At 48.9% G+C, this 21,330-nt stretch carries 20 protein-coding genes, 1 pseudogene and 1 CRISPR repeat array; of the genes and pseudogenes, 13 read left to right on the forward strand and 8 right to left on the reverse strand.

Annotated elements, in window-relative coordinates:
• Positions 1–21: 21 nt before the first annotated feature.
• Genes F1728_RS25130 through F1728_RS31380 form a run of 5 tightly spaced genes read right to left on the reverse strand, consistent with a single transcriptional unit; the run spans position 22 to position 1,947 of the window.
• On the reverse strand, positions 22–669 hold the full coding sequence (locus tag F1728_RS25130; RefSeq protein WP_228030343.1) for a hypothetical protein: 648 nt from the start codon (positions 667–669) through the stop codon (positions 22–24).
• Between the two features lie 17 nt (positions 670–686).
• A complete protein-coding gene (locus F1728_RS25135) occupies positions 687–881 on the reverse strand; it encodes a DUF2997 domain-containing protein (RefSeq protein WP_155366329.1) in 195 nt (64 codons plus the stop codon).
• Positions 878–1,246 carry a DUF1257 domain-containing protein gene (locus tag F1728_RS25140; RefSeq protein ID WP_155366330.1) on the reverse strand — a complete coding sequence of 123 codons (369 nt, stop codon included), beginning with the start codon at positions 1,244–1,246 and terminating at the stop codon, positions 878–880. Before F1728_RS25140 ends, F1728_RS25135 begins: the two co-directional genes overlap by 4 nt.
• Before the next feature lies 1 nt (position 1,247).
• Positions 1,248–1,817, reverse strand: a complete 570-nt coding sequence (locus F1728_RS25145) for a hypothetical protein (RefSeq protein ID WP_155366331.1) — start codon at positions 1,815–1,817, stop codon at positions 1,248–1,250.
• Positions 1,756–1,947 (reverse strand): hypothetical protein, encoded by a 192-nt coding sequence (locus tag F1728_RS31380; RefSeq protein ID WP_194242518.1) that lies wholly within the window; start codon positions 1,945–1,947, stop codon positions 1,756–1,758. The genes F1728_RS25145 and F1728_RS31380 overlap by 62 nt, the downstream gene beginning before the upstream one ends.
• Before the next feature lie 558 nt (positions 1,948–2,505).
• On the opposite strand from F1728_RS31380, the gene F1728_RS25150 reads away from it, so the two are divergent.
• Complete coding sequence (locus F1728_RS25150; protein ID WP_228030344.1) at positions 2,506–2,673, forward strand: helix-turn-helix domain-containing protein; 168 nt, start codon at positions 2,506–2,508, stop codon at positions 2,671–2,673.
• A 6-nt stretch (positions 2,674–2,679) separates the two neighbouring features.
• On the opposite strand, the gene F1728_RS25155 is transcribed toward F1728_RS25150, so the two are convergent.
• A complete protein-coding gene (locus F1728_RS25155) occupies positions 2,680–2,973 on the reverse strand; it encodes a hypothetical protein (RefSeq protein ID WP_155366332.1) in 294 nt (97 codons plus the stop codon).
• Between the two features lie 278 nt (positions 2,974–3,251).
• On the opposite strand from F1728_RS25155, the gene F1728_RS25160 reads away from it, so the two are divergent.
• The 4 genes from F1728_RS25160 (at position 3,252) to F1728_RS25175 (ending at position 4,749) form a co-directional block, all read left to right on the forward strand.
• The gene (locus F1728_RS25160) at positions 3,252–3,497 is read left to right on the forward strand and encodes a hypothetical protein (protein ID WP_155366333.1); all 246 of its coding nucleotides are present in this window, start codon (positions 3,252–3,254) and stop codon (positions 3,495–3,497) included.
• 115 nt (positions 3,498–3,612) lie between these two features.
• Positions 3,613–3,900, forward strand: a complete 288-nt coding sequence (locus F1728_RS25165) for a hypothetical protein (RefSeq protein ID WP_155366334.1) — start codon at positions 3,613–3,615, stop codon at positions 3,898–3,900.
• A gap of 24 nt (positions 3,901–3,924) precedes the next feature.
• The gene (locus F1728_RS25170) at positions 3,925–4,173 is read left to right on the forward strand and encodes a hypothetical protein (RefSeq protein ID WP_155366335.1); all 249 of its coding nucleotides are present in this window, start codon (positions 3,925–3,927) and stop codon (positions 4,171–4,173) included.
• A gap of 21 nt (positions 4,174–4,194) precedes the next feature.
• Positions 4,195–4,749: a plasmid pRiA4b ORF-3 family protein gene (locus F1728_RS25175; RefSeq protein WP_155366336.1), complete on the forward strand. Its 555-nt coding sequence runs from the start codon at positions 4,195–4,197 to the stop codon at positions 4,747–4,749.
• A 1,057-nt stretch (positions 4,750–5,806) separates the two neighbouring features.
• Here the strand turns inward: F1728_RS25175 and F1728_RS25180 are convergent.
• Entirely contained in the window at positions 5,807–7,192 is a 1,386-nt protein-coding gene (locus tag F1728_RS25180) for a hypothetical protein (RefSeq protein ID WP_155366337.1), read from the reverse strand.
• A gap of 59 nt (positions 7,193–7,251) precedes the next feature.
• Positions 7,252–8,621, reverse strand: a pseudogene (locus F1728_RS25185) (IS1380 family transposase).
• Between the two features lie 680 nt (positions 8,622–9,301).
• Between F1728_RS25185 and F1728_RS25190 the strand changes: the two are divergent.
• The 8 genes from F1728_RS25190 (at position 9,302) to cas2 (ending at position 18,193) form a co-directional block, all read left to right on the forward strand.
• Positions 9,302–10,315 (forward strand): helix-turn-helix transcriptional regulator, encoded by a 1,014-nt coding sequence (locus tag F1728_RS25190; protein ID WP_155366338.1) that lies wholly within the window; start codon positions 9,302–9,304, stop codon positions 10,313–10,315.
• Between the two features lie 39 nt (positions 10,316–10,354).
• Positions 10,355–12,631, forward strand: a complete 2,277-nt coding sequence (gene cas3, locus F1728_RS25195) for a CRISPR-associated helicase Cas3' (RefSeq protein WP_155366339.1) — start codon at positions 10,355–10,357, stop codon at positions 12,629–12,631.
• 15 nt (positions 12,632–12,646) lie between these two features.
• Positions 12,647–13,309, forward strand: coding sequence for a type I-C CRISPR-associated protein Cas5c (cas5c, locus tag F1728_RS25200; RefSeq protein WP_155366340.1), 663 nt, complete (start codon positions 12,647–12,649; stop codon positions 13,307–13,309).
• Entirely contained in the window at positions 13,306–15,063 is a 1,758-nt protein-coding gene (gene cas8c / locus F1728_RS25205) for a type I-C CRISPR-associated protein Cas8c/Csd1 (RefSeq protein ID WP_155366341.1), read from the forward strand. The genes cas5c and cas8c overlap by 4 nt, the downstream gene beginning before the upstream one ends.
• A 98-nt stretch (positions 15,064–15,161) precedes the next feature.
• On the forward strand, positions 15,162–16,043 hold the full coding sequence (gene cas7c / locus F1728_RS25210; RefSeq protein ID WP_155366342.1) for a type I-C CRISPR-associated protein Cas7/Csd2: 882 nt from the start codon (positions 15,162–15,164) through the stop codon (positions 16,041–16,043).
• A 92-nt stretch (positions 16,044–16,135) separates the two neighbouring features.
• On the forward strand, positions 16,136–16,840 hold the full coding sequence (cas4, locus tag F1728_RS25215; RefSeq protein WP_155366343.1) for a CRISPR-associated protein Cas4: 705 nt from the start codon (positions 16,136–16,138) through the stop codon (positions 16,838–16,840).
• Positions 16,841–16,853: 13 nt separating this feature from the next.
• Positions 16,854–17,888, forward strand: a complete 1,035-nt coding sequence (cas1c, locus tag F1728_RS25220; RefSeq protein ID WP_155366344.1) for a type I-C CRISPR-associated endonuclease Cas1c — start codon at positions 16,854–16,856, stop codon at positions 17,886–17,888.
• Between the two features lie 14 nt (positions 17,889–17,902).
• The gene (gene cas2, locus F1728_RS25225; protein WP_155366345.1) at positions 17,903–18,193 is read left to right on the forward strand and encodes a CRISPR-associated endonuclease Cas2; all 291 of its coding nucleotides are present in this window, start codon (positions 17,903–17,905) and stop codon (positions 18,191–18,193) included.
• 202 nt (positions 18,194–18,395) lie between these two features.
• A CRISPR array of direct repeats spans positions 18,396–20,652; the repeat unit is 33 nt; unit sequence CATCGCCCCTCACGTAGGGGCGCGGATTGAAAC.
• The last annotated feature ends 678 nt before the right edge of the window (positions 20,653–21,330 follow it).

Raw genomic sequence — 21,330 nt, forward strand, 5'->3', positions numbered from 1 at the left:
AAAAGAAGGTGAGAAATGTGCTTAAGCGGTTTCCGCCAGTTGGCCGATCGTCTCCAGCCAGGAAATGATTTCCCCGTCCGGATCACGTTCCTGCAGCAGGGGAATTGTCATTGACTCGACGGCACTGGTATTGAGCCAGTGCTTTGCTCGATTCCTGAGCCGGACCCGGATTCGACGAGTCAGTTGTTTCCAGCTATAGTCAGCATGCCGGCTGTCGAATATCCGCCGCGCGACATCCGAGGCCACACAATCATGGTCTCCGAATCCGAGAGTGATGTTGGCAACGGCCTGAATGGCACGGGGATGCAGGTAATTTTCCAGGCTCCGTTTCCGTGTCAGCACAGCATGACAACGGATTCGTTGATTGATCTGAGCAACAAACTCTATCCGTTGTTCCCTCTCAGGGGACATTTCTCCGTCATAGAGATGGAATTCTGACAGTTGGAGCGGAGCCAGCCGCCTGAGCCAGGCCCGGGGATGGCCGCCGATAGGCAGGAAAATGAGTTCCTGGTCGCGTTCCATGGCGGCCAGGTCAGGGAGTGTGGGATGTGCCGAATGCAGGAGCGTCGAGATGCGGGTCAGAAATTCAATATCGTGTGCCCCTTCAACGACGACCAGAATACGTACCGGCTGAGGATCTTCGGGAATCGGGTCCGGCAAGACCTGCATGTGTTGATTTGCGAAAGTTAATTCTCCTGTGTTAAATGGTTGGGTTGATGCTGGACACTCTGGTGGTACTCGGAGGTCAGCTGTTCTGAAGAGACCTTTCCCAGTGCCGCTTCCAGAAACCGGCTGGCGTCTTTGCACCGGGAGCCGGTAAAGCCGCGGGTTTCGATGCGGGACTGACCGTCGGTAGAAAAAATGATGTCGATGGTTTTCAATGGTCTGCTCCGATCTGAATGGTGAGTTTAATGGAACCGTCGCTCAACTGGTTTTCCAGGACAGAATGTCCCTTCCGGCGTGCCTCCAGACGGCATTTTTCCACCCCGTAAAATTGCAGTAGTCGATTGAGCTGAGCCGGTTCTCCCCAGCGTCCTTCAAAGTTATCGAATCGAACCTGCCCCTGCTCCACGTCAAACACGACAGGATACCGCCAGTCTGGTAGACGAACTGTGTATCCGGTGGCTTCCCCGCTAAACAGGGGAACGGTTTCGTGAATGGGTTCTCCCAGTTCGAGTCGACGGCAGGCTAGGCCCAGCGCTTCGGTGTCGCGGACCTCCGTTCGAATCGTGACAATGTGTGACATATCAGTTTTCCTCTTCTGTAGGTGGGGTATCAGGTGAGTGGGGTAAATCCGTTAATCGGCGTTTGTCTGGCTTTGATGTGGCAGATGGCATCAGACGTGGTTCTGCTGAGTCCAGATCCTCCAGCAGTAATTCTGTGATCTCATATTTGTCCGCTGGTTCAACCTTCTGCTGCAGTAACAGCCAGCAAATCAACAGGGGCAGCAGACTGACCACGACAAACGCCACCCTGGTGATCGCAGCCGCAATGATCGGATCTCGGTTTCTGCTGTCGACGATTTCGCGGCGTTCTGCCTCCAGCTGATCCCGCTGGTGACCGATCTCGTTTCGCTCGGTTTGCATCTCGCGCTGCAGAGTGACCATTTCCTGTCTGGCGTTGGCGTCTGCTTCCACCAGTTCGCGTGAACCCGAGGCGACTTCCTGCTGCAGTTCCGACATCCGACGGTTTTGATCCGCCTGACGTTTCAGTTGCTGAGTGGCCAGTTCGGCAACACGGCTGTTTTCGTTTGAATTACAGCCGATGCTTGTCAGCAGGATCAGCGTCAGTGTGATGCGAAGCGTCCGTTTTTCCATTTGCCCTCCAGCGTTGAATCAGGTGTCTGAGAATTCCCTGTAGCGCCAGGCGCAACCGTCGTTCCTTGATAAAAGCGATGACGGACAGCAACAGGGCGACAGAGACGAACGTTAAAACCATGTATTCCAAGCAATGCTCCTTTCTTTCTAATAAGGGGAACTGTGTGAAAAGCAAAACGCCCCGCATTCCAAAGTAATGCGAGGCGTTTTAACTGATTATGTTTTTGAATTACGGGTGACGGTAAGTGACAATAGCTAAGCTGCGCACCTATTAATCATGACACGTTTCGAGCCAAAATTTAGATACAGTGTGTGAAGCCACTATGCAGAAGTGACTTTCTCAAAAGATTTCAAGTTCTGTAGCTGGAACTTAACCCACCTAAAACTGAAATGGATCACGTTTTCGTGGCCCTTTATGTTCAAGAGACCATATTAAAGGTTGTCTGAGCGATTGAATGAAATTTTGAAGGGGAATTCATTTACCAGATTCCGTATCGACGTTGAGTGTCGTTTTATATTTGTAATTTGTGTGGGGAAAAGAGATCTCGAAGTCGATCCTGTCTGGATCGAAATCCAGACCTCCCTCTGGTGTAGAAAAGTGCTTTATTTCTCCCTTCATCCAGGAATCATGTTTCCAGAACCATGTTTTTGACTGGCCTTCTTTTAGAAAAGAAACATCAATCCGACATTGGGGAAGCAAGGTTACTCTCAGGAGAATTATGCTTACGCGTGTGAGCTGGACCGGACCTACGTCGGCGGGAGCGAGCGGAGGGAACGAAATCTTTCCTTACGGAATATCGAGCGGATCGCCGATACTCTCGAAATCAGCCTGGCAGAACTGCTGGAGAGGGTTTGAGGGAGTTTAGACCTCTGGTTCAGCAACCAGGACCACTCCCAGTCGGTCAGAGTCGTCAGTTTTTTCCTGACTGGCGGCTTCAGGAGTGTTAAACAGCTGGGGAGTCTTTACGCTGGCCGCATCATGCTGGCACACAGCATATCGCAGTCGCGCTGCCAGTAACTGCTGACGCAACCGCTGGATGTCTTCCTGACCCCATGTCGGCTCTATCTGGGGACTGCTAGCATAGACCTCGAACAGATTTGCATCTTCGAGATCCATTTCTTCGCACCAGAACTGCAGGGCAGCTCTGATTAACATGATTTCTTTTCTCGATAGCATTGTGCTCCTTTCATTAAATGTAACTTTTGATAAAAGACGGAATCAGTTCTTGGAACATACATTTTTCTGAACCAGTTGAAGAGATCATCACTGACCTTTTCATCTACTGTAATCTCTTTTGTTTTCGACAATAATATGTATTATTCTCGTGCTCGATAGCTAATATCTTTCCTATTTATCTTGACACGTTTTGAGCTAAAATTTAGATATTTAAAGGCGATACGGAAACAAGGCTCAGAGAACGGGGCATCTGCCAGTTGAAACATGGAGCGTTATCTGAGAATGAAGTACTGACGCTTGTGCGTGAGCCCGTGGTCGCCTTTACCATCGTGGTCCACGCTTTAACAAACCAAAAAAACAAGCAAGCCTGGATTGCCGCCGATGGTAAGGCGCGGGGATCGTTAACTGATAATGCGCTGCTAGATTCTAGCGGTAGCTGTTTGAAGCTGGTAGAATGGAGCTTCGACAACCACAAGGAAGCCATTATGCCTAACGAAAAATAGATTCAACCCGGCGAGAAAATGCCACTCAAACTGACCACAGCCGAGCAGAAGTTGATTCTTGATGATCTGCTGTACCTCGACCAGGATTACGAGCAGATCATTCGGCAAACCGGTGATGATGACCCTCGACGACCTCTACGACTTTGGCAGCTACTTCTCTGCCGAGTTCAACAACTGCAAAGACAGGAAGAAGCAAAAGAAACTCGATGCCGTGCTCAAAAAGATTCAGCGCTTGCTCGACACGTATATTGATGAAGAGCCTCCGCAGATTTTGAACATTGAGAATGCACACAAGATAAGGATGATTTCCGATCAGGCAGTACAGATCGCTAATTTTGCAGGGGCGACACTTGTGACTGCCGAACAACTTCGCATCAAAACAAAACCGCTCGAAACTTTCTGACTGGAACCGGAACAGCGAGATGTCTTGCTCCTGATTCCCAGCCTGTCGAAGACCATCAAGAATAAGCTGATGAAGGAAAATCCTCTCACTGTGGCGGAAGTTACCAGCATGACAATGTCTCTGGCGGTGGGCCTGCCGGATACCGGGGCTAAAAAAACAGGTGCACTGCTGCTGATTGCTGGCCGCTTGAGGGATCAGCTCGAAGAGGGAATCATGGCGAAGGCTGAACAACAGGAGAATATGGAGGCGGAGTCCAGGCGGAAGGCAAACTAGGATCTTCTCTACCAGTTCAAGATCACACAGCTAGGAATTGAACCCCAGATCAGGAGGCGGAATCAGGTTCAGGAATGCACTCTCGATATACTGCACGAACACATCCAGACCGCAATGGGCTGGGACAACATGCACCTGTACCAGTTCGAGATTAAGGGGGAACGGTACGGTAACCCTGATCTCCTGGACGATGGTTTCGGTGATTTTGTTTGCTTTGACTCGACAGCCACGATACTCAATCAAATCCTCCCCAGGACTGACAAGCGGTTTTCCTTCAAATACGAGTACGACTTTGGAGATGGCTGGAAACATGAAGTCTTATTTGAGGGGCAGCCTCCGCTGGAGAAGAACAAGAAGTACCCATTCTGTCTGGAAGGAGAACAAGCCTGCCCTCCTGAAGACATTGGCGGAGTTTGGGGCTATGTGGACTTCCTGGAGGCTCTGGCCGACTCGAAACATGAACGTCACGAAGAGTTCATGGAATGGGGCGGTCCGTTTGAGCCCAACGCATTCGACCCCAAACAAGCGACCAGGGAGATGAAGAAGGGGCTACCGGACTGGATAGTGATGAGATGAGCTTGCACTCAAGTTAACTATCGTCACTCCGCTCCCCCGCCCCACCTCAAGTTAACTACTTCTCCCGCACCAGTTTCAGTGCATCCTTGCCCCAAATGTAATTTGTCCACAGTTGAATGCCCTACTTTCATGTGGTGTTTACGCTGCCGAATCAGCTGGTGGACCTGATGCTTGCCAAGCCGCGCCTGATCTCCCGGTAGGCACGAATTCCTGCTCCATTTGCAGTCTGTGTCCGCTTCCGTACTCTGGGAGGTCAGCGACACCCCATGAGCCTCAAAATGAGAACCTGCCCGTCCGAGATTTCTTCCCGGTATCACGGAGAAAACAAAACGCCGATTTCTCCACGAGGCATTATTCCCCATAGTTGAAATCGCCCCTGAGGTTCAGTCCAATAATTCATATGCCGCATGTTGAGACCTCGAAAACCGCTCCACCTGAATGCTAACACGCTGCATATAATCCTATTTAATATGCCACATTTTGGGGATGGATTTATCATTTATAGAGCAAAATCAAACAAAGGTTTTTATTTCACTCGAGAATACATTTCACCGTGAATTCTCATATATGCCGAGCTACGCTACAGCGTCGATTTGGGGAATGCTTCTTTGGAGTTGTCTCGCACAGCAACCGGGAGAATGGTGGACTTTTATTTCTAAGCCTGACATTCACAATAATAATTGGATGTCAAAAGTCTATTGGAGTCTTGATGCCAACGACCCACTCGTGCGCGCAGTGATGGAGTCTTCAGGCTGATCAGAGCTTTATAGACTGAAGCACCAGATCACCATCGCGACCAATCCCGAGTCGGGCCGTATAAACGATTGGCAAGTTTGTAGGTCGCAATTGCGCCCAGCAATGAAAACAACACAGCCACTAAACGGGCCGCAAAAAATATCTCGCGGACCGAGGTGGATCAGCAGAACTCCCGTCAACAACATTCGGCCGCGTACCTGTGGTGCTTTGTTGAGTGGCAAGGGAGGACTCTCGTTGTGACTAAAATTCGTGATGCGAGTATTAGCAGACGGCATCAACATTCAGTTCCGGGGCAAATTCCTTAGGAGTTCGAACCACGTTTTTTCTTGATCACGTACAGGCCGATGATCAAACAGAGTACCACGGCGTTAATGGTCAATAATAGTGGCAGTTTTGATTCAGTTCGTTCGGTTTCGATATCACCGCGGGCTTTGATGTCGGCTTCAATCTGCACACGTTTTTCAGCCAGGGCCGTCAGTTCCTGATAGATCCCCTCAATCTCGTTGGCGTTGACTTCGACGAACTTCTTCTCCTGGCTGCGATAGAGGCTTTTGGCCGTGTTCGGCTTAATTCCATCCGAGAACTGGGCAGTTCTCGGTAACCGAATCGAAAGTTCTTCGGCTAGAGGTTTGTAAGACGGGTCAAACTCGACAACTTTCATTTCGCGAACATCGACGTAATGTTGTCTGTCAGATGGCGTCCTCCACTTCATTTTAATAGCATGTATAGGGTAATACGCTCCAGAATGATTTCTTATTTCAAGGACTTGTGTTTTTCCTTTATATTTTCCGCTTGATTTGCTGTAGAATTCCGTTAATACGGGCAGATAGCCTTGATTAGGATCAATGTAATAGTGTGTCTCCAAGCTTGAGACTTTTCCTGTGAGCTTGACCACAATCACTTCTTGACCTTCTGGTCCTATTGCATCATCGACTTCATATTTGTAGCCTTGATACTTATTTCGTATGGCATTTTCAATGAAAGTTGCTGGATCTCCTCCTTGAGCATCGTCTGCAAGATTAAATGGATGATGGCGAATACTCAGTCGATAATTCTTAGGAGAGTGAACATCTACGATATTTACCAAACCATCCCAGTCAAGTGCATATTGACTGTTCCCCAAAGCTTGGAAAGGAGACAGGATGACATTCTCACTCTCTAACCTTTCTAATGTCTCTCCATTCTCAACATCCATCTTTAGCGCGAACTTTTGATCGTCCAAATATAATGAGTATTTAGCGGTCGCCGGTATTACTGAGTCATTCCAGATGCCATGCAACGCGTCCTCTTCAGTCGCCGCCGACCGATATGAGAATTCAAACACATATCTGCCTGTCGTAAAAGACATCACATTATGTTTGTAAAGTTCAGCAATTACTTGCAACCGCGCACGCTCATCCCTATCCTCACCGTTCGCGATCAATGCCTGCGGCACAAACAGAACAAAACAGAATAGTACACAGATTAGGTGGCCAGAAGTGCGCATGTTTAACACATCAGATACGGTTTTCGGAAAACTATTATATAAACCGAGATTTCCCATATGGATCAGCCTGAAACCGCTCCAAGCATGGATTTTCTTTGATTGTAACCACTGCGGTCCCCCGTGTCTAAAACGAAGTGAGTTTTCACCACTTTTGTTGTCCCTCTTTTGTTGAGATCCGGGAATCGCGGCCGAGCGAATCATCTTTCAGTAGTCAACACGGTTTCTGCGCAGACTTTCTCTGTGATGACCCCCGTTTTTCGCTATTTGATATACTTCCGCTTCACGTCATGCGTGACCGGCGGCGGAATTGCCAGTCGTGCAATCCGATCAAGAATCGCGGCGAACAATCTCCGTGGCACAGCCACTTCGGCCAGTTGAAAGAATACGTACTTGGCTGCCGGGTTACCTTGGCCCCAACCTTGACCAGCTTCTCCCGCAGCGTCGTCAGCGACCAGTTCTGTATAGGCTTGGGCAAGGCCAGCCGCCGCAGGAAGTTGCCGAGGTTATAAGCTAAGGCGAACAGTTGCAGCCGCGCCTGATTGTCTTTGAATGTACGGCAGGAGAGCTTCGTCCATCCGACGGCGTTCTTGCTTTCCTTAATCCACTGCTCGGCCGTACCGCGACCGTTGTAGAACTTCACGACATTCTTCGAGTGTCGGCTCAAGTTGGTCACGATGAATCCAACACGCGGGAACAGTTCGCCTGCGTGCCACTCAACTTTGGCCACCACGCGACGCGCTCGCTGCCATGATTTCGCTTGATATTGGAAGCTGTGATAACAGACTTAGGGCTTGTGGGAAGGTCGTCCGACCGGACGGGTGAGCAAATGTGAGATTTCCCGCTCCAATACGGCGTTGGCTTTGAGGCGAACGGCGTAACGATAGCCTGCTTTCTCCAGCACACGATATAACGCTGGAATGGCAAACGCCGCGTCGCCGCGAAAAGACTTCGGAATGCTCAAGTGGCGATACCGTTCGATCACCGGCAACAGTACACTTCGCCAGTATTTCACGCTGGCCTTGTTGCCACGCCGCAGCATGGCGCTTTCCAAATCGCCATGCTGGTTGAACAGAAACAGCGAATGGTAACAGAAGCATGGAAAGTGACCGTTGTAAGCCGTGCCCTGTTGTCGGCCGTAGGTCTCACTGACCGAGCTGTCCAGATCCAAGATGAGTTCTTTGAGCGGTCGCCGCCGGTGGACGTTGTTGATCCAGCGTCCGGAGAGCTTCATCAGTGCCGTGAGATTGCGCTGCGTTCTGAGTATCTGCGTCTCGAAGCGGTCCACCTCGCTACTCGAAGCCGCTTGCTTCTCTGGCAATGTCGCCCTTCCACCAACCACGTGACGTAGTGCCGGGGCCACACACAACCGCTCGGCGTCGTTGACATCTTCGTAGCCTGCCAGTCGGCTGTAGATCGACTGACGTAACAGCGGCACAAGTTGGTGCTGCTTGTTGCGGCCCTGGCGTGAATCGCTCAGCACATCTCCGCCCATTTCCGTCAGACCGAGCGCTTCATCCAGTTCACGGTAGGCCAGCAGTCCCGCATCGGTGGTGACCTGACTTCCGCAGAACTTCAGCTTCAAGCGGCTGTCAAAACCAACCCGCAAATCCTCGTTTTGGCTGTCACCCATCGGGTTCCCCTGTCAGCATGGCATGAATTGGCAGAATACCCCTGCTTTGTAGGAGTATGGCGCAAATTACGTGCCAAAGTGTGGAAGGTCATCTGGGAAATGCGGGTTTCAATATCTAACGAGTATCTGAGTAATTACTACTGGAAAGAACCTTCTCCCAAACGTGCAAAGCAAGCACGCAAATCGAAATTTGATGCGCGCACCTGGTACCTGGAAAAACGGTGGGCTTTAATACTCGAACGAAGTCTGGAACGCGTATACCTAATTCGATGCCAGTTGATACACGGTGCAGCAACACACGGTGGCAAACTCAATCGTACTTCATTGAAGCATTGTGGTATGATGCTGAATTGCCTGCTGCCAACTTTTTTAAAAGTGTATGTTGAGAATGGATCAGAGGATGAATGGGGAACACTTTGTTACCCACCTTCAAATGGTTCATCGAGTTGAATAGGAATTCAAGCAAAATCACTTCAACTCTGCCAACATGCAAAACGCTGAGATTCCTATTGAAGTATAGCCTTTTCCAAGCTGAAAACTCTTTGCATCCGCTTGACTTTCTTTGCACATTTCGCCAGCATGATATGAACATTCGCTACGTGCGACATGATCTGACCAGACTATCCAGTACACTGCTGTCTAATAGAAACCTGGTCCACAATTCCACGTAAGGGCTCAAGATGGCTGAATCTGCTCAACTGATGCGTCAATGGAGGTTGCTTCAGATCCTCTCTCATCGCAAACAAGGTGTCACGCTGCAGGAATTAGCTCAAGAAACTGAAGTCTCAAATCGTACGATTGCACGCGACCTTCTTGTACTGAAATCAGTCGGCTTTCCCGTATCAGAAGTGACCACTGCTCATGGTAAAAAGCAGTGGAAAATTGCGGAAAATGTGGGGATTGCCCAATTACAGTTTACTCTGGAAGAGACGGCAGCCCTATATCTGGGGAGACAGTTCCTGGAACTGATGGCGGGCACTCTCTTCTGGCAGGGATCTCACAGCGCCTATCAGAAAATCAAATCAGCCCTCAGTGACCCTGCAGTTCGTTTTCTCGAAAAACTGGCATCAGCAGTCCATCTGACAAATCACCATATTGTCAATTATGCCGAGCGTGCTGAACTGATTGACCAGTTGATGCTGGCGATTGAAGATCATCGATTGACTGTGATCACTTATCAATCTCTCCGTTCAACTGAACCAGTCACTTTGTATGACATCCATCCCTACGCCCTGATTTTTCATAAAGGCGCTTTGTATCTGATTGCCTGGTCGCTGGATCACGGAGCAATCCGGACTTTTAAAGTAGATCGGATTTCAGAAGTGGATGTGCAACCGAACCTGATGACCTTTCAGAGGCCCAAAGATTTCCATCCCGCCAAATATCTGGAACATTCATTTGGTATCTTCGCTGAAGAACGTGCTCCCCAGACCATTCGCATTCGCTTTTCTCCCCCTGTAGTAAGAATCTTGCAGGAAAAGAAATTTCATACAAGTCAACATCTCAGTTTCAACAATGATGGTTCGGTGATTGCAGAATATCAATTGACCGGATTTGAAGAAATTCGATCCTGGCTTCTCAGTTTTGGAAGACATGCCCGTGTACTTGAACCTGAGGAACTGGTGGAGACGATTCGCGAGGAACTGGATCTGATGCTCGACTCTTATTCCTTGGGAGATCGTTCCTATGACTGAATATTTCGGCCATTCACTGAAGGATCGTCCTATTGAAGAATGGGAGCCATTAGAAGCACATCTGGAACTCGTAACAGAGTATGCACTGGAATTCTCAAAAAACTTAATGCAACTGATTGGGGCAGATTGTTGGGATATTGGCACGATCTGGGAAAATATGATTCCCGGTTTCAGGCTTATCTGCTGCAAGCCAATGGTTACCTTTCACATCTGGAAGAGACCAGTCGTGTGAACCATTCCAGTTTTGGTGCTCAGCATGCCATCCAAAGCTTCCCATCACCAAATGAAAAGCCACTGGCTTATTTGCTTGCGTATTGCATTATGGGGCACCACGCCGGTTTGCCTGATTATGCAGACGAAAATGCAGAACCGGGTAGAGCATCTTCGCTCTCTGCACGTCTCAGTGATACATCGACTCTAATTTCATTGGAAGAGATCCCTCAGCAGATACATCAGATGCAGCCTCCTGCCATGCCTCAAATCATGAAGTCAAATTCTGGTTTCCCCTTTCAGCTTGCGTTCTGGAATCGCATGTTATTCTCCTGTCTGGTGGACAGTGATTACCTGGCAACGGAAGAGTTCATGTCTCCCGATCGCACAAATTATCGGCCAGTCCTTCTGGATAATGCGATTTGGACAGCGATGGAAGAAGCGTTGCATCAGGATTTAGCAAGTAAAAGTATTCAATCACGTTCCAAAGTCTCAGAAATCCGTCAAAACATTTTGAATTCATGCCTGGAAAAAGCGAAAGAAGCCCCTGGTTTCTTTTCATTAACTGTTCCGACAGGTGGTGGAAAAACTCTCTCCAGTTTGGCTTTCGCGCTGAAGCATCGCCGATGCCATCACAAAGAACGAATTATTTATGCCATTCCTTTTACTAGTATTGTAGAGCAGACAGCCGGGGTGTTTCGAAATCTGTTCGATACGCTGGATACAGATCTCGTTCTGGAACACCACTCAAATGTCGATCCTGATCAGGAAAAGTATGCCTCCCGACTGGCAACAGAAAACTGGGATGCTCCTCTAATCGTAACGACGAATGTCCAACTGTTAGAGTCGTTATTCGCAGCCAAACCATCACGTTGTCGAAAACTACATCGATTGATCAATTCAGTCATTATTCTTGATGAAGCACAAACACTTCCGGTAGAGTTTTTGAAACCCTGCCTCAAGGCCTTACAGGAACTGGTTATGAATTACGGTTGCACCATCATTTTATGTACGGCAACCCAGCCAGCCATCACGCATCGGGATCAGTTTGACACTGGTCTAAAAGACGTCAGAGAAATCATGCCGGCACCGGATGCACTGTCGAAGCAAATGAAACGGGTCGAAGTTCGGTCACTGGGTCCCGTTTCGCAAGAATCGTTACTGGATAAATTGATAACACATGAAAGTTTTCTCTGTATCGTCAATTCCAAACCAGATGCTGCCAGATTATTTGAAAATCTGAAAGAACAGGGGTCATCAAATGGACTCTATCACCTGAGTACGAATCTGTGTGCCGTACATCGATTCCAGAAACTGGACGAAATAAGAAGCAGGCTCGCTCAGGGAAAGTCGTGTCGTGTAATCAGTACACAACTGATTGAAGCAGGCGTCGATGTCGATTTCCCTGTCGTTTTCAGAGCAATCGCTGGTCTGGACAGTATTGCACAAGCAGCCGGTCGTTGTAACCGTGAAGGGAAACAGGATTCAGCCGACGTCTATGTCTTTGAACCAACGGGAGATGGTTGGACGCGACTATGTGGCTATCTCAAACGAACTGCTGAGACGACTCTAACAATGATGCGCGACGCAGAAAGTCCACTTCATAGTCATGGCTGGTTATCTCTCCCTGCGATCAATCAATACTTCCGATTAAACTATTGGTCGCACAAACAAGAATGGGATAAAAACAACATCCTGGACCAGTTCCGCGTCTCTCTCAAAGATGGCACTCCGGAATTCTACTATCGTGAAGCTGCAAAAAGATTTCGCCTGATCGACGACTATCAAACCTCTGTATTTATTCCCTTCGACGAAAAATCCCGCCAGGCACTATCTCAACTAAGAGCCTGTCTGATGTCCCTCGACCAGACAACGACCACCATGCTAAAACGGAAACTGCTGCGAATCTTGCAGCGTTATACGGTTGGCCTGAATCAATTCGCGATACATACCATGCTGGGAAAAGACATCTCTGAACTATTAGATGCAGAAGGGCAACCGACAGGCTATTTCGAACTGATAAATTTGAGTTGCTATGACTTTAATTATCTAGGATTTATGCCTCAGCAGGCAGGAATTCTGGATGTTTCGCAATCTGTATTCTGAATGAAAGGACAACTGATGAAAAATACATCCATCTTCCTTCGTCTGTGGGGGGACTACGCCTGTTTTACTCGTCCCGAGATGAAAGTAGAGCGGGTCTCGTATGATGTCATAACTCCGTCTGCCGCACGTGGTGTTCTCGAAGCAATCTACTGGAAGCCACAAATCCGCTGGTGTGTTGACCGTATTCATGTCCATGCTCCGATTCGATTCATGAATATTCGACGAAATGAAGTGGCAAGTAAGATTTCTGTGAATGGCCCCAAAAAGTCCATGAAAGAAGGTAAAGGACATTTGGGACTGTATGTGGATGAAGATCGTCAACAGCGTGCGGCGATTGTCTTGCGTCATGTTGATTATGTCATCGAAGCCCATTTCGAGCTACGGGATCAGTCAGAGCACCCCAAAAAACATTACGAGATGTTCAAACGACGGGTCGATAAAGGGCAGCACTTCCAACAACCTTATCTGGGTTGTCGTGAATTCTCCTGTGATTATGAATGGATTGACCCATTAGAAATTGCTGCCTGCCCTGAGTCCCTGCAGGGACAGAAAGAGTTGGGCTACATGCTGCACGACATCGATTTTGATGACGATTGTACTCCCCGATTTTTCCGCGCTGTCATGAATGATGGTGTGATCGAAGTTCCTCCGTTTCACGGAAATGAGGTGCTGTCGTGATCTTGCAATCACTCAACCAATTTTATGAAAGGCTGGCTGAAGATCCGGAGATAGAGATCGCCCCTTACGGTTACAGTTCTCAAAAAATCAGCTTTTGCATCGTAATTAACAAAAAAGGGAAGTTGATTCAGTTTTCTGATATCCGTCGTGAAGCCGGCAAGCGAATGGTAGCGCAGGAAATCCAGGTGTGTGGCGGAGCCAAACCTTCCGGTTCTGGTCTGAATCCATGTTTTCTCTGGGATAACTCAAGCTACCTGTTGGGTTATAAGGCTGACGACCAGAAACCGGAACGCACGCGGGAATCGTTTGAAGCATCGCGTGATTATCACCTCGGTCTGGAACAGGAAATCAACCATCCCAGCTATTCAGCAGTTTGTAATTTCTTAAAGTCCTGGAATCCTGAATTAGCTGCTAACCACCCGGAGTTGGCTGAAGTTTCCACAGGTTTTCTGGTCTTTCAGATATCCGGAGAGGAAGGATATGTACATGAAACGGCGGAAATCAAAGCATGGTGGAATCAGCAATTAGAAGCACATCAAGACAGTAAGGACGTTGTGAATGCGTTTTGTCTGGTAAGCGGAAAACGGCAAAGACTGGCTCGGTTACATGAGCCGAAAATAAAAGGAGTCCGCGGGGCACAGTCCGCAGGAGCTTCGATAGTCTCCTTTAATGCGACTGCTTATGAATCTTACCATAAGGAACAATCATTCAATGCACCAGTGAGCGAACAGGCCGCATTTCAATATTGTACAGCTTTAAATTATCTCTTGTCGCGTGATAACAAACGAAGTTTTACCATCGGTGATGCGACTGTCGTTTTCTGGACAGAACGAGCCTCACCAATGGAACATCTTTTTTCCGCCTTCATGGACCCTGATCTCAAAGCCGAAGACGAATCGCAGCGAGAAAACTTAGGTAGGTTGCTCAAACAGGTGGCACGTGGCCAATATCCGACGCAGGAGTTTGGAGATCCCGAAACACCATTTTATGTTCTGGGCCTGTCTCCCAATGCTGCCCGGATTTCTGTTCGATTCTGGTATATGAGTTCGCTGGGAGAAATCTTTGCTCACCTCAGTCAGCATATGCATGATCTGGAGATTTGCGGTAAACCTGAAAAAGAATTGGCGATGCCCCCTCTATGGCAGTTACTCGCGGAAACAGTACGCGACACTAAGGATCTACCTCCGTTACTAGCTGGTTCCGTGATGAAAGCCATTCTTTCCGGCCAAATTTATCCACAGATGTTGTACTCCAGTATTTTACGACGGATTCGCATGGATCGTCAAATTAATTACCGTCGTGTATCCCTCTTAAAAGCCTGTCTGAATCGTCAAAACCGCATACAAAAACATTTCCAATTAACAAAGGAGATCTCCGTGTCCCTCGACCCAGAATACCCCGATCCTGCCTATCACATGGGGCGATTATTTGCTGAACTGGAAAAATCCCAGGAAGACGCTTTACCTGGCTTGAATGCCACCATTAAAGACCGTTTCTTTGGCGCCGCATCGGCAACACCGGCTTCTGTTTTTCCCCGCTTGATTCGCATGAATCAACATCACCTGGGAAAGCTGGAACCTGCGAAAAAGTCCTATCATGAAAAGCGGATTCAGGATATTTGTCAGAAACTGAATGTATTCCCAAGTCATCTGACTTTGTCGCAACAGGGGTTGTTCGCCTTGGGATATTACCACCAACGTCAGGATATCTTCACAAAAAAGACCAAAGCTAAAACTGACGACAATGCTGCTTGATCTTGATATCTCAAGAGGCGGCAAAAGCTGAATCGAAATCATTCTTCAGGGTCATCTGTACGCGACTCTTCACTAAATACAAAAGAAAGAATCATCTCATGAATCACCGTTACGATTTTGTTTATCTGTTTGATGTCACCGATGGCAATCCCAATGGCGATCCTGATGCCGGCAATCTTCCCCGCCTGGATGCAGAAACCGGTCAGGGATTGGTAACCGATGTCTGTATCAAACGAAAAATTCGAAATTATGTGGGGCTCATAAAAGAGGAGCAGCCTCCTTTCGAAATCTATATCAAGGAAAAGGCAGTGCTGAATCAGCAGCATGAACGGGCCTACCAGGCCTCAAAACTGAAATCTGAATCAAAGAAACTACCCAAGAAAGTTGAAGAAGCACAAAAAATAACGCACTGGATGTGTGAGAATTTCTATGACATTCGCGCTTTCGGCGCAGTAATGACCACCGAAGTTAACGCGGGTCAGGTACGCGGCCCCATTCAATTTACATTTGGCCGAAGCATTGATCCGATAATCTCTTCGGAACACTCCATCACACGCTGTGCAGTTACGACCGAGAAAGAAGCAGAAAAACAACAGGGGGATAATCGCACTATGGGACGTAAGTTCACAGTCCCCTATGGCCTCTACCGGATGCACGGCTTTGTTAACGCCAATCTTGCTGCTCAAACGGGTTTTGACAGCAACGATGAAGACCTGGAGCTTCTGTGGTCAGCACTGGCTAATATGTTTGATCATGATCGTGCTGCGGCGCGAGGTCAGATGTCGCCACAAGAGCTGATTGTGTTCCAGCATGAAAGCCCCTTGGGTAATGCTCCAGCACATAAACTCTTTAGTCGTGTCAAAATAGAACGTACTGCCTCAAACGGGGAAGCTGGACCACCCCGCTCGTTTAGTGATTACTCGGTCTCAGTAGATGACTCCGATCTCCCTTCCGGAATTTCAATCGAAAGAAAGATCTAAGATGACTCCCCCGAACGTTTAGTCCGGGGGGATATTTAAATTATTCAGTCTCAACAACCTGGTTTTGCATTCTCAAGTTTGGAGTGCAACTAATGTCATTTAATGAAGATGATCTGGTTCCGATCTCAGCGCTACAGCATTTAATTTTCTGCCCGAGACAATGTGCCTTGATTCATCTCGAGCGTCTCTGGGCTGACAATCAGTGGACTGCAGAAGGACATCTCCTGCACAAGAGAGCTGAAAGTGGTAAATCGACGACCCGGGATGGCATTCGTATTACGCGGGATCTGCCTTTACACAGCTTGAAGTATGGATTGATTGGCAAGGCTGATATTATCGAGTGGCATCCCCCCTCTGATCTGGAATCTCAAGCTGTCAAAGGAACTCTCAAGGAAGTCATTCATCAGTATCGCACGCGTTCCTTAGCCGACTGGACAATACTGCCAATTGAGTACAAGCGTGGTCAGCCGAAACAAAATGATTCAGACCGGGTGCAACTATGTGCCCAGGCTTTATGTTTGGAAGAAATGTTACATGTATCAATCAGCAAAGGTCTGCTTTTTTATGGAAAAAAGCAACACCGTTATGAAGTTGTTCTGGATGAATCACTGAGACAAACCACTATCGATACCATTCAGCAAATGCATGACCTGATTACATCCGGCCGCACACCACAAGCTGAATTTGGTCCGAAGTGCCAAAGTTGCTCACTTTACGATCTATGTTTACCACAATCGTTCCAACAAAACTCAGTCAGTCAGTGGCTGAACCAGCAGGTCAATCATTCTTTGAAATGACAGTGAGTTGATTATGAAAACCCATTTAAATACGCTCTTTGTCACAACGGAAGGATCTTACTTAGCAAAGGACGGAGATACCGTTTCAATTCGCCTGGATCACAAAACTCAGGCACGTCTTCCCTTTCATAATCTCGATAGCATCATTTGTATTGGACGGATTGGATTAAGTCCGCAATTAATGCAGGCAGCCAGCCAGTCCGGCATTTCGATTTCACTCCTCGACGAACGGGGACGTTTTCGAGCTTTGATCCAGGGATTTACATCTGGTAATGTATTGCTTCGCAGGGAACAGTATCGGGCCGCGGATAGCGAAAATCGGACGTTTGAACTGGCACGTGCTTTTGTTTTGGGAAAACTTGCCAACTGTCGGACTGTTTTACGCAGAGCCATTCGAGATGCCAACGAATTAGAACCGCGTGTCCAGACAATCGATAAGTCAGCCACTCGGATGAAAATTGCCATCGAAGCAGCTACGACTTCCTCAGACATTAGTGAACTACGCGGAATCGAAGGAGAAGCAGCCGCACAGTACTTCTCTGCTTTTAACTCTCTACAAACCCAGTTTCAGGAACGCTTCGCATTCCAAAAGCGATCTAAACGACCTCCCCTTGATCCAATCAATTCACTAATGTCTTTTGTGTATACGCTGCTCACACATGATATACGATCTGCGTGTGAAGCCACTGGTTTAGATGCCGCCGTCGGATATCTGCACCGTGATCGTCCCGGCAGGCCTGGTCTGGCTCTCGACCTGATGGAAGAATTTCGTCCCTGGCTCGCAGACCGTTTAGTATTCTCTTTAATCAATCGGCAGCAACTCACTGCTTCTGCTTTTCAGACACTGGAAAACGGTGCTGTGCTCATCTCCCCAGAAGCCAGACGCACAATTCTCACATCCTGGCAACAGCGAAAAAGTGAAGATATCTTCCATCCTTTTATCAATGAAAAGATCACGATCGGAATCCTGCCACTCATCCAGGCACGTCTGCTCGCCCGTCATCTCAGAGGTGATCTGGATCTCTACCCTCCTTTTCTCTGGAAATAAAGGACACTATTCTCGTGTATGTCCTTGTCACCTATGATATTTCCACATCAGATCCAAAAGGCCAGAAACGACTGCGTCGAATCGCCAAGGCTTGCGAGAATATCGGTCAGCGCGTCCAAAATTCGGTTTTCGAAATCAAGGCCGATGCCGGCCAGTGGACTATTTATAAAGCAATGCTTTTAGATATTGCTGACCTTTCCCAGGACAGTCTCCGCTTTTATAATCTGGGAAATAACTGGGAACGCAGAGTAGAACATCATGGGACAAAAGCATCCTATAATATTGATGGTCCCTTGATTATGTAAACTTTCCCGACATCAGTGTTTCTGATTGCGAACCTAATGCGCGCTCATTGAAGCCTATAGGTTCGCAATTCTATTAACTTGATTCTAAATAAAGGTTTAGATATTTTGAATTATAGCGAACAAGTAAATCAATTCAAAAAAACGGTTGTTTCGCGGATCAATCAATTTGGCCGCATTCCAGCTAACGATTTACAACATCGCTCATCGCCCCTCACGTAGGGGCGCGGATTGAAACTCGGTGGATAACGCCTACCATATTATCGGCGGCAACCATCGCCCCTCACGTAGGGGCGCGGATTGAAACACTCGTCATCGTTTGGATGTGCTGTAGATTCCACCCATCGCCCCTCACGTAGGGGCGCGGATTGAAACTGTGTCGGCGGCTAGATTACAGGACTCTTCTGAGCATCGCCCCTCACGTAGGGGCGCGGATTGAAACGCCATAGTATTTCCTGGGTCGTTTAAGGTCGTTTACATCGCCCCTCACGTAGGGGCGCGGATTGAAACCGAGATTTCGCCCATCACATGCCGGCCCTTACAGGCATCGCCCCTCACGTAGGGGCGCGGATTGAAACCGAAATGGAGTCGATGATCGATAGGCACCTTGAGCATCGCCCCTCACGTAGGGGCGCGGATTGAAACTGGGGAGAGGAAGAAGAAAAACTCGCATTGTACGACCATCGCCCCTCACGTAGGGGCGCGGATTGAAACCCACGGTGGCACAGTCCGCCCACAAGTCGACGCATCCATCGCCCCTCACGTAGGGGCGCGGATTGAAACCTGCTCATAGATATCGTTTGCGGTATCCATTGCGTCATCGCCCCTCACGTAGGGGCGCGGATTGAAACCGATTGTCGGTGATGTCTTTGTGCTTCCGTGCCGACATCGCCCCTCACGTAGGGGCGCGGATTGAAACACGCTGTCGAGGAATTTACCCTCATCATCAGCACCATCGCCCCTCACGTAGGGGCGCGGATTGAAACCCACCAACAACACCGTCGTCATACCCTTTTTTACATCGCCCCTCACGTAGGGGCGCGGATTGAAACATCCATGCCTGTTTTTTCGATAAGCGAATCCAACATCGCCCCTCACGTAGGGGCGCGGATTGAAACTCGATGAAGAGCGAGCACCGCAAGTAATCTAATTCATCGCCCCTCACGTAGGGGCGCGGATTGAAACGTTGTCACATTTGCAGTGAAATACTGCACAAGCCCCATCGCCCCTCACGTAGGGGCGCGGATTGAAACATGGGCAGCCTTCGCAGTGGAGAGTAGGATCTCATACATCGCCCCTCACGTAGGGGCGCGGATTGAAACACAATCGTTAAATGGGATGGCGATGAAAATTTAACATCGCCCCTCACGTAGGGGCGCGGATTGAAACTGGCGAATCAGAAACCAGCAGATAAAACCGACGTCATCGCCCCTCACGTAGGGGCGCGGATTGAAACTTTCTCAGTAAGTTTAAACGTTGACGGTTTCGCACATCGCCCCTCACGTAGGGGCGCGGATTGAAACCAATGTTGGCGTACAGCGAGTAACCATCCCCCTCACATCGCCCCTCACGTAGGGGCGCGGATTGAAACAGCGGTACATATGGTTGATTAAACAGGGGTCTGGCATCGCCCCTCACGTAGGGGCGCGGATTGAAACGCTTTACGTCAAGTTATACCGACAAGGTGTTTCAGCATCGCCCCTCACGTAGGGGCGCGGATTGAAACGTTTTCGCGCTCAAGTGCTGATATACGGTCTAGCCATCGCCCCTCACGTAGGGGCGCGGATTGAAACTGATTTGCTCTGATGGCTTCCGTGATAAAACTAGCATCGCCCCTCACGTAGGGGCGCGGATTGAAACATTTACTTGTGAGTCAGTTGGTTTCATTCCTGCCTCCATCGCCCCTCACGTAGGGGCGCGGATTGAAACAGATAGTCTTTGAACTGAGCACCCCTGACACCGACATCGCCCCTCACGTAGGGGCGCGGATTGAAACTTCTGTCATCTCACCCAATTTGATATATGAGTAGCATCGCCCCTCACGTAGGGGCGCGGATTGAAACCCGCTACGGTTGGGATGTTACCCAGTTGTGTATCCATCGCCCCTCACGTAGGGGCGCGGATTGAAACGACGAGTTTACCCCCGGGGAGCATGCTGAAGGCCATCGCCTCTCACGTAGGGGCGCGGATTGAAACTCGATTTCCTCTTTATTGGTAACAACATAAGAAAATATCGTCCCTCACGCAGAGGCCCGGATTGAAACCAAGTTGCGAAGCTGCTCTAATACCTGCTGATAAGATCGCTCCTCACGCAGGGGCGCGGATTGAAACTAAGTTCTGTTAATGTCACTCCTCAGACTCAGAATCGCCCCTCACGCAGGGGCGCGGATTGAAACAGCAGTTGCCCCGGTTGCGGCGTGGGCGAAATGAATCGCCCCTCACACAGGGGCGCGGATTAAAGCCAGCAGCCTTGCTTTTGCCATTCTGAAAGCTGATTTGTGTTGGCATTTCGTGTCTCCTTGTGCCATAGTTGCGATTGGCTACCAACTGTCGGCTGCCGTCGCTGAGGAAGGTACGGGGCGAATGATGCGATGAAAACCGTACATAAGTGTGATGATGAGTAACTTTGTGCATTACACTGGTGCTCGGTCGAGGAGATTCTCCACTGTCGATGGATCGGTCTAACAAAAAAGCAAAGGAGTGGGCTGACACGTCTACATTATGTTCGAGGCCAGGTCCGATGTCTGACGACATTCACACAACTAAGAGTGCGCAGTTCTTTCAAAAGACTAAAGCACTCCAGCGACGGGACATCGACAACTTCTTTGATGAAGTGCTTCAGTATTCGGATGCTACCGAGGTGCTTCGGATAACGATGTTGGTGTGTGGCGGAAGTCAGCCGAGGTCATTGTACTGCATCGTCGCATTCCAGCGACGACAGGAAGGACCGAACCATGAAGAACAGAGAGGAGCGACCGACGAATTTGGATCGAGGTGCCACGTAGCGAACGTTCGACTTCGGGAACGGAGACGAACCAACACTGTCCGCGAAATTCCTCCGCCCGGAGGTGACCGATCCGGTATTCGTTGACACGCCGTCCCTGAGCGTCTCACCAGACGCAGACTTGTTAGAAAAAGTT

The sequence above is a fragment of the Gimesia benthica genome (assembly GCF_009720525.1).
GTDB classification, from domain to species: Bacteria; Planctomycetota; Planctomycetia; order Planctomycetales; family Planctomycetaceae; genus Gimesia; species Gimesia benthica.

Excerpts from the sequence above, each read along its gene's own strand:
- cas5c (WP_155366340.1), top strand. The coding sequence starts at position 12,647 with ATGAAAAATACATCCATCTTCCTTCGTCTGTGGGGGGACTACGCCTGT.
- F1728_RS25155 (WP_155366332.1), bottom strand. The coding sequence starts at position 2,973 with ATGTTAATCAGAGCTGCCCTGCAGTTCTGGTGCGAAGAAATGGATCTC.
- cas3 (WP_155366339.1), top strand. The coding sequence starts at position 10,355 with ATGGGAGCCATTAGAAGCACATCTGGAACTCGTAACAGAGTATGCACT.
- cas4 (WP_155366343.1), top strand. The coding sequence starts at position 16,136 with ATGTCATTTAATGAAGATGATCTGGTTCCGATCTCAGCGCTACAGCAT.
- cas1c (WP_155366344.1), top strand. The coding sequence starts at position 16,854 with ATGAAAACCCATTTAAATACGCTCTTTGTCACAACGGAAGGATCTTAC.
- F1728_RS25180 (WP_155366337.1), bottom strand. The coding sequence starts at position 7,192 with ATGATTCGCTCGGCCGCGATTCCCGGATCTCAACAAAAGAGGGACAAC.
- F1728_RS25145 (WP_155366331.1), bottom strand. The coding sequence starts at position 1,817 with ATGGAAAAACGGACGCTTCGCATCACACTGACGCTGATCCTGCTGACA.
- F1728_RS25140 (WP_155366330.1), bottom strand. The coding sequence starts at position 1,246 with ATGTCACACATTGTCACGATTCGAACGGAGGTCCGCGACACCGAAGCG.
- F1728_RS25165 (WP_155366334.1), top strand. The coding sequence starts at position 3,613 with ATGATGACCCTCGACGACCTCTACGACTTTGGCAGCTACTTCTCTGCC.
- cas7c (WP_155366342.1), top strand. The coding sequence starts at position 15,162 with ATGAATCACCGTTACGATTTTGTTTATCTGTTTGATGTCACCGATGGC.
- F1728_RS25190 (WP_155366338.1), top strand. The coding sequence starts at position 9,302 with ATGGCTGAATCTGCTCAACTGATGCGTCAATGGAGGTTGCTTCAGATC.
- F1728_RS25130 (WP_228030343.1), bottom strand. The coding sequence starts at position 669 with ATGCAGGTCTTGCCGGACCCGATTCCCGAAGATCCTCAGCCGGTACGT.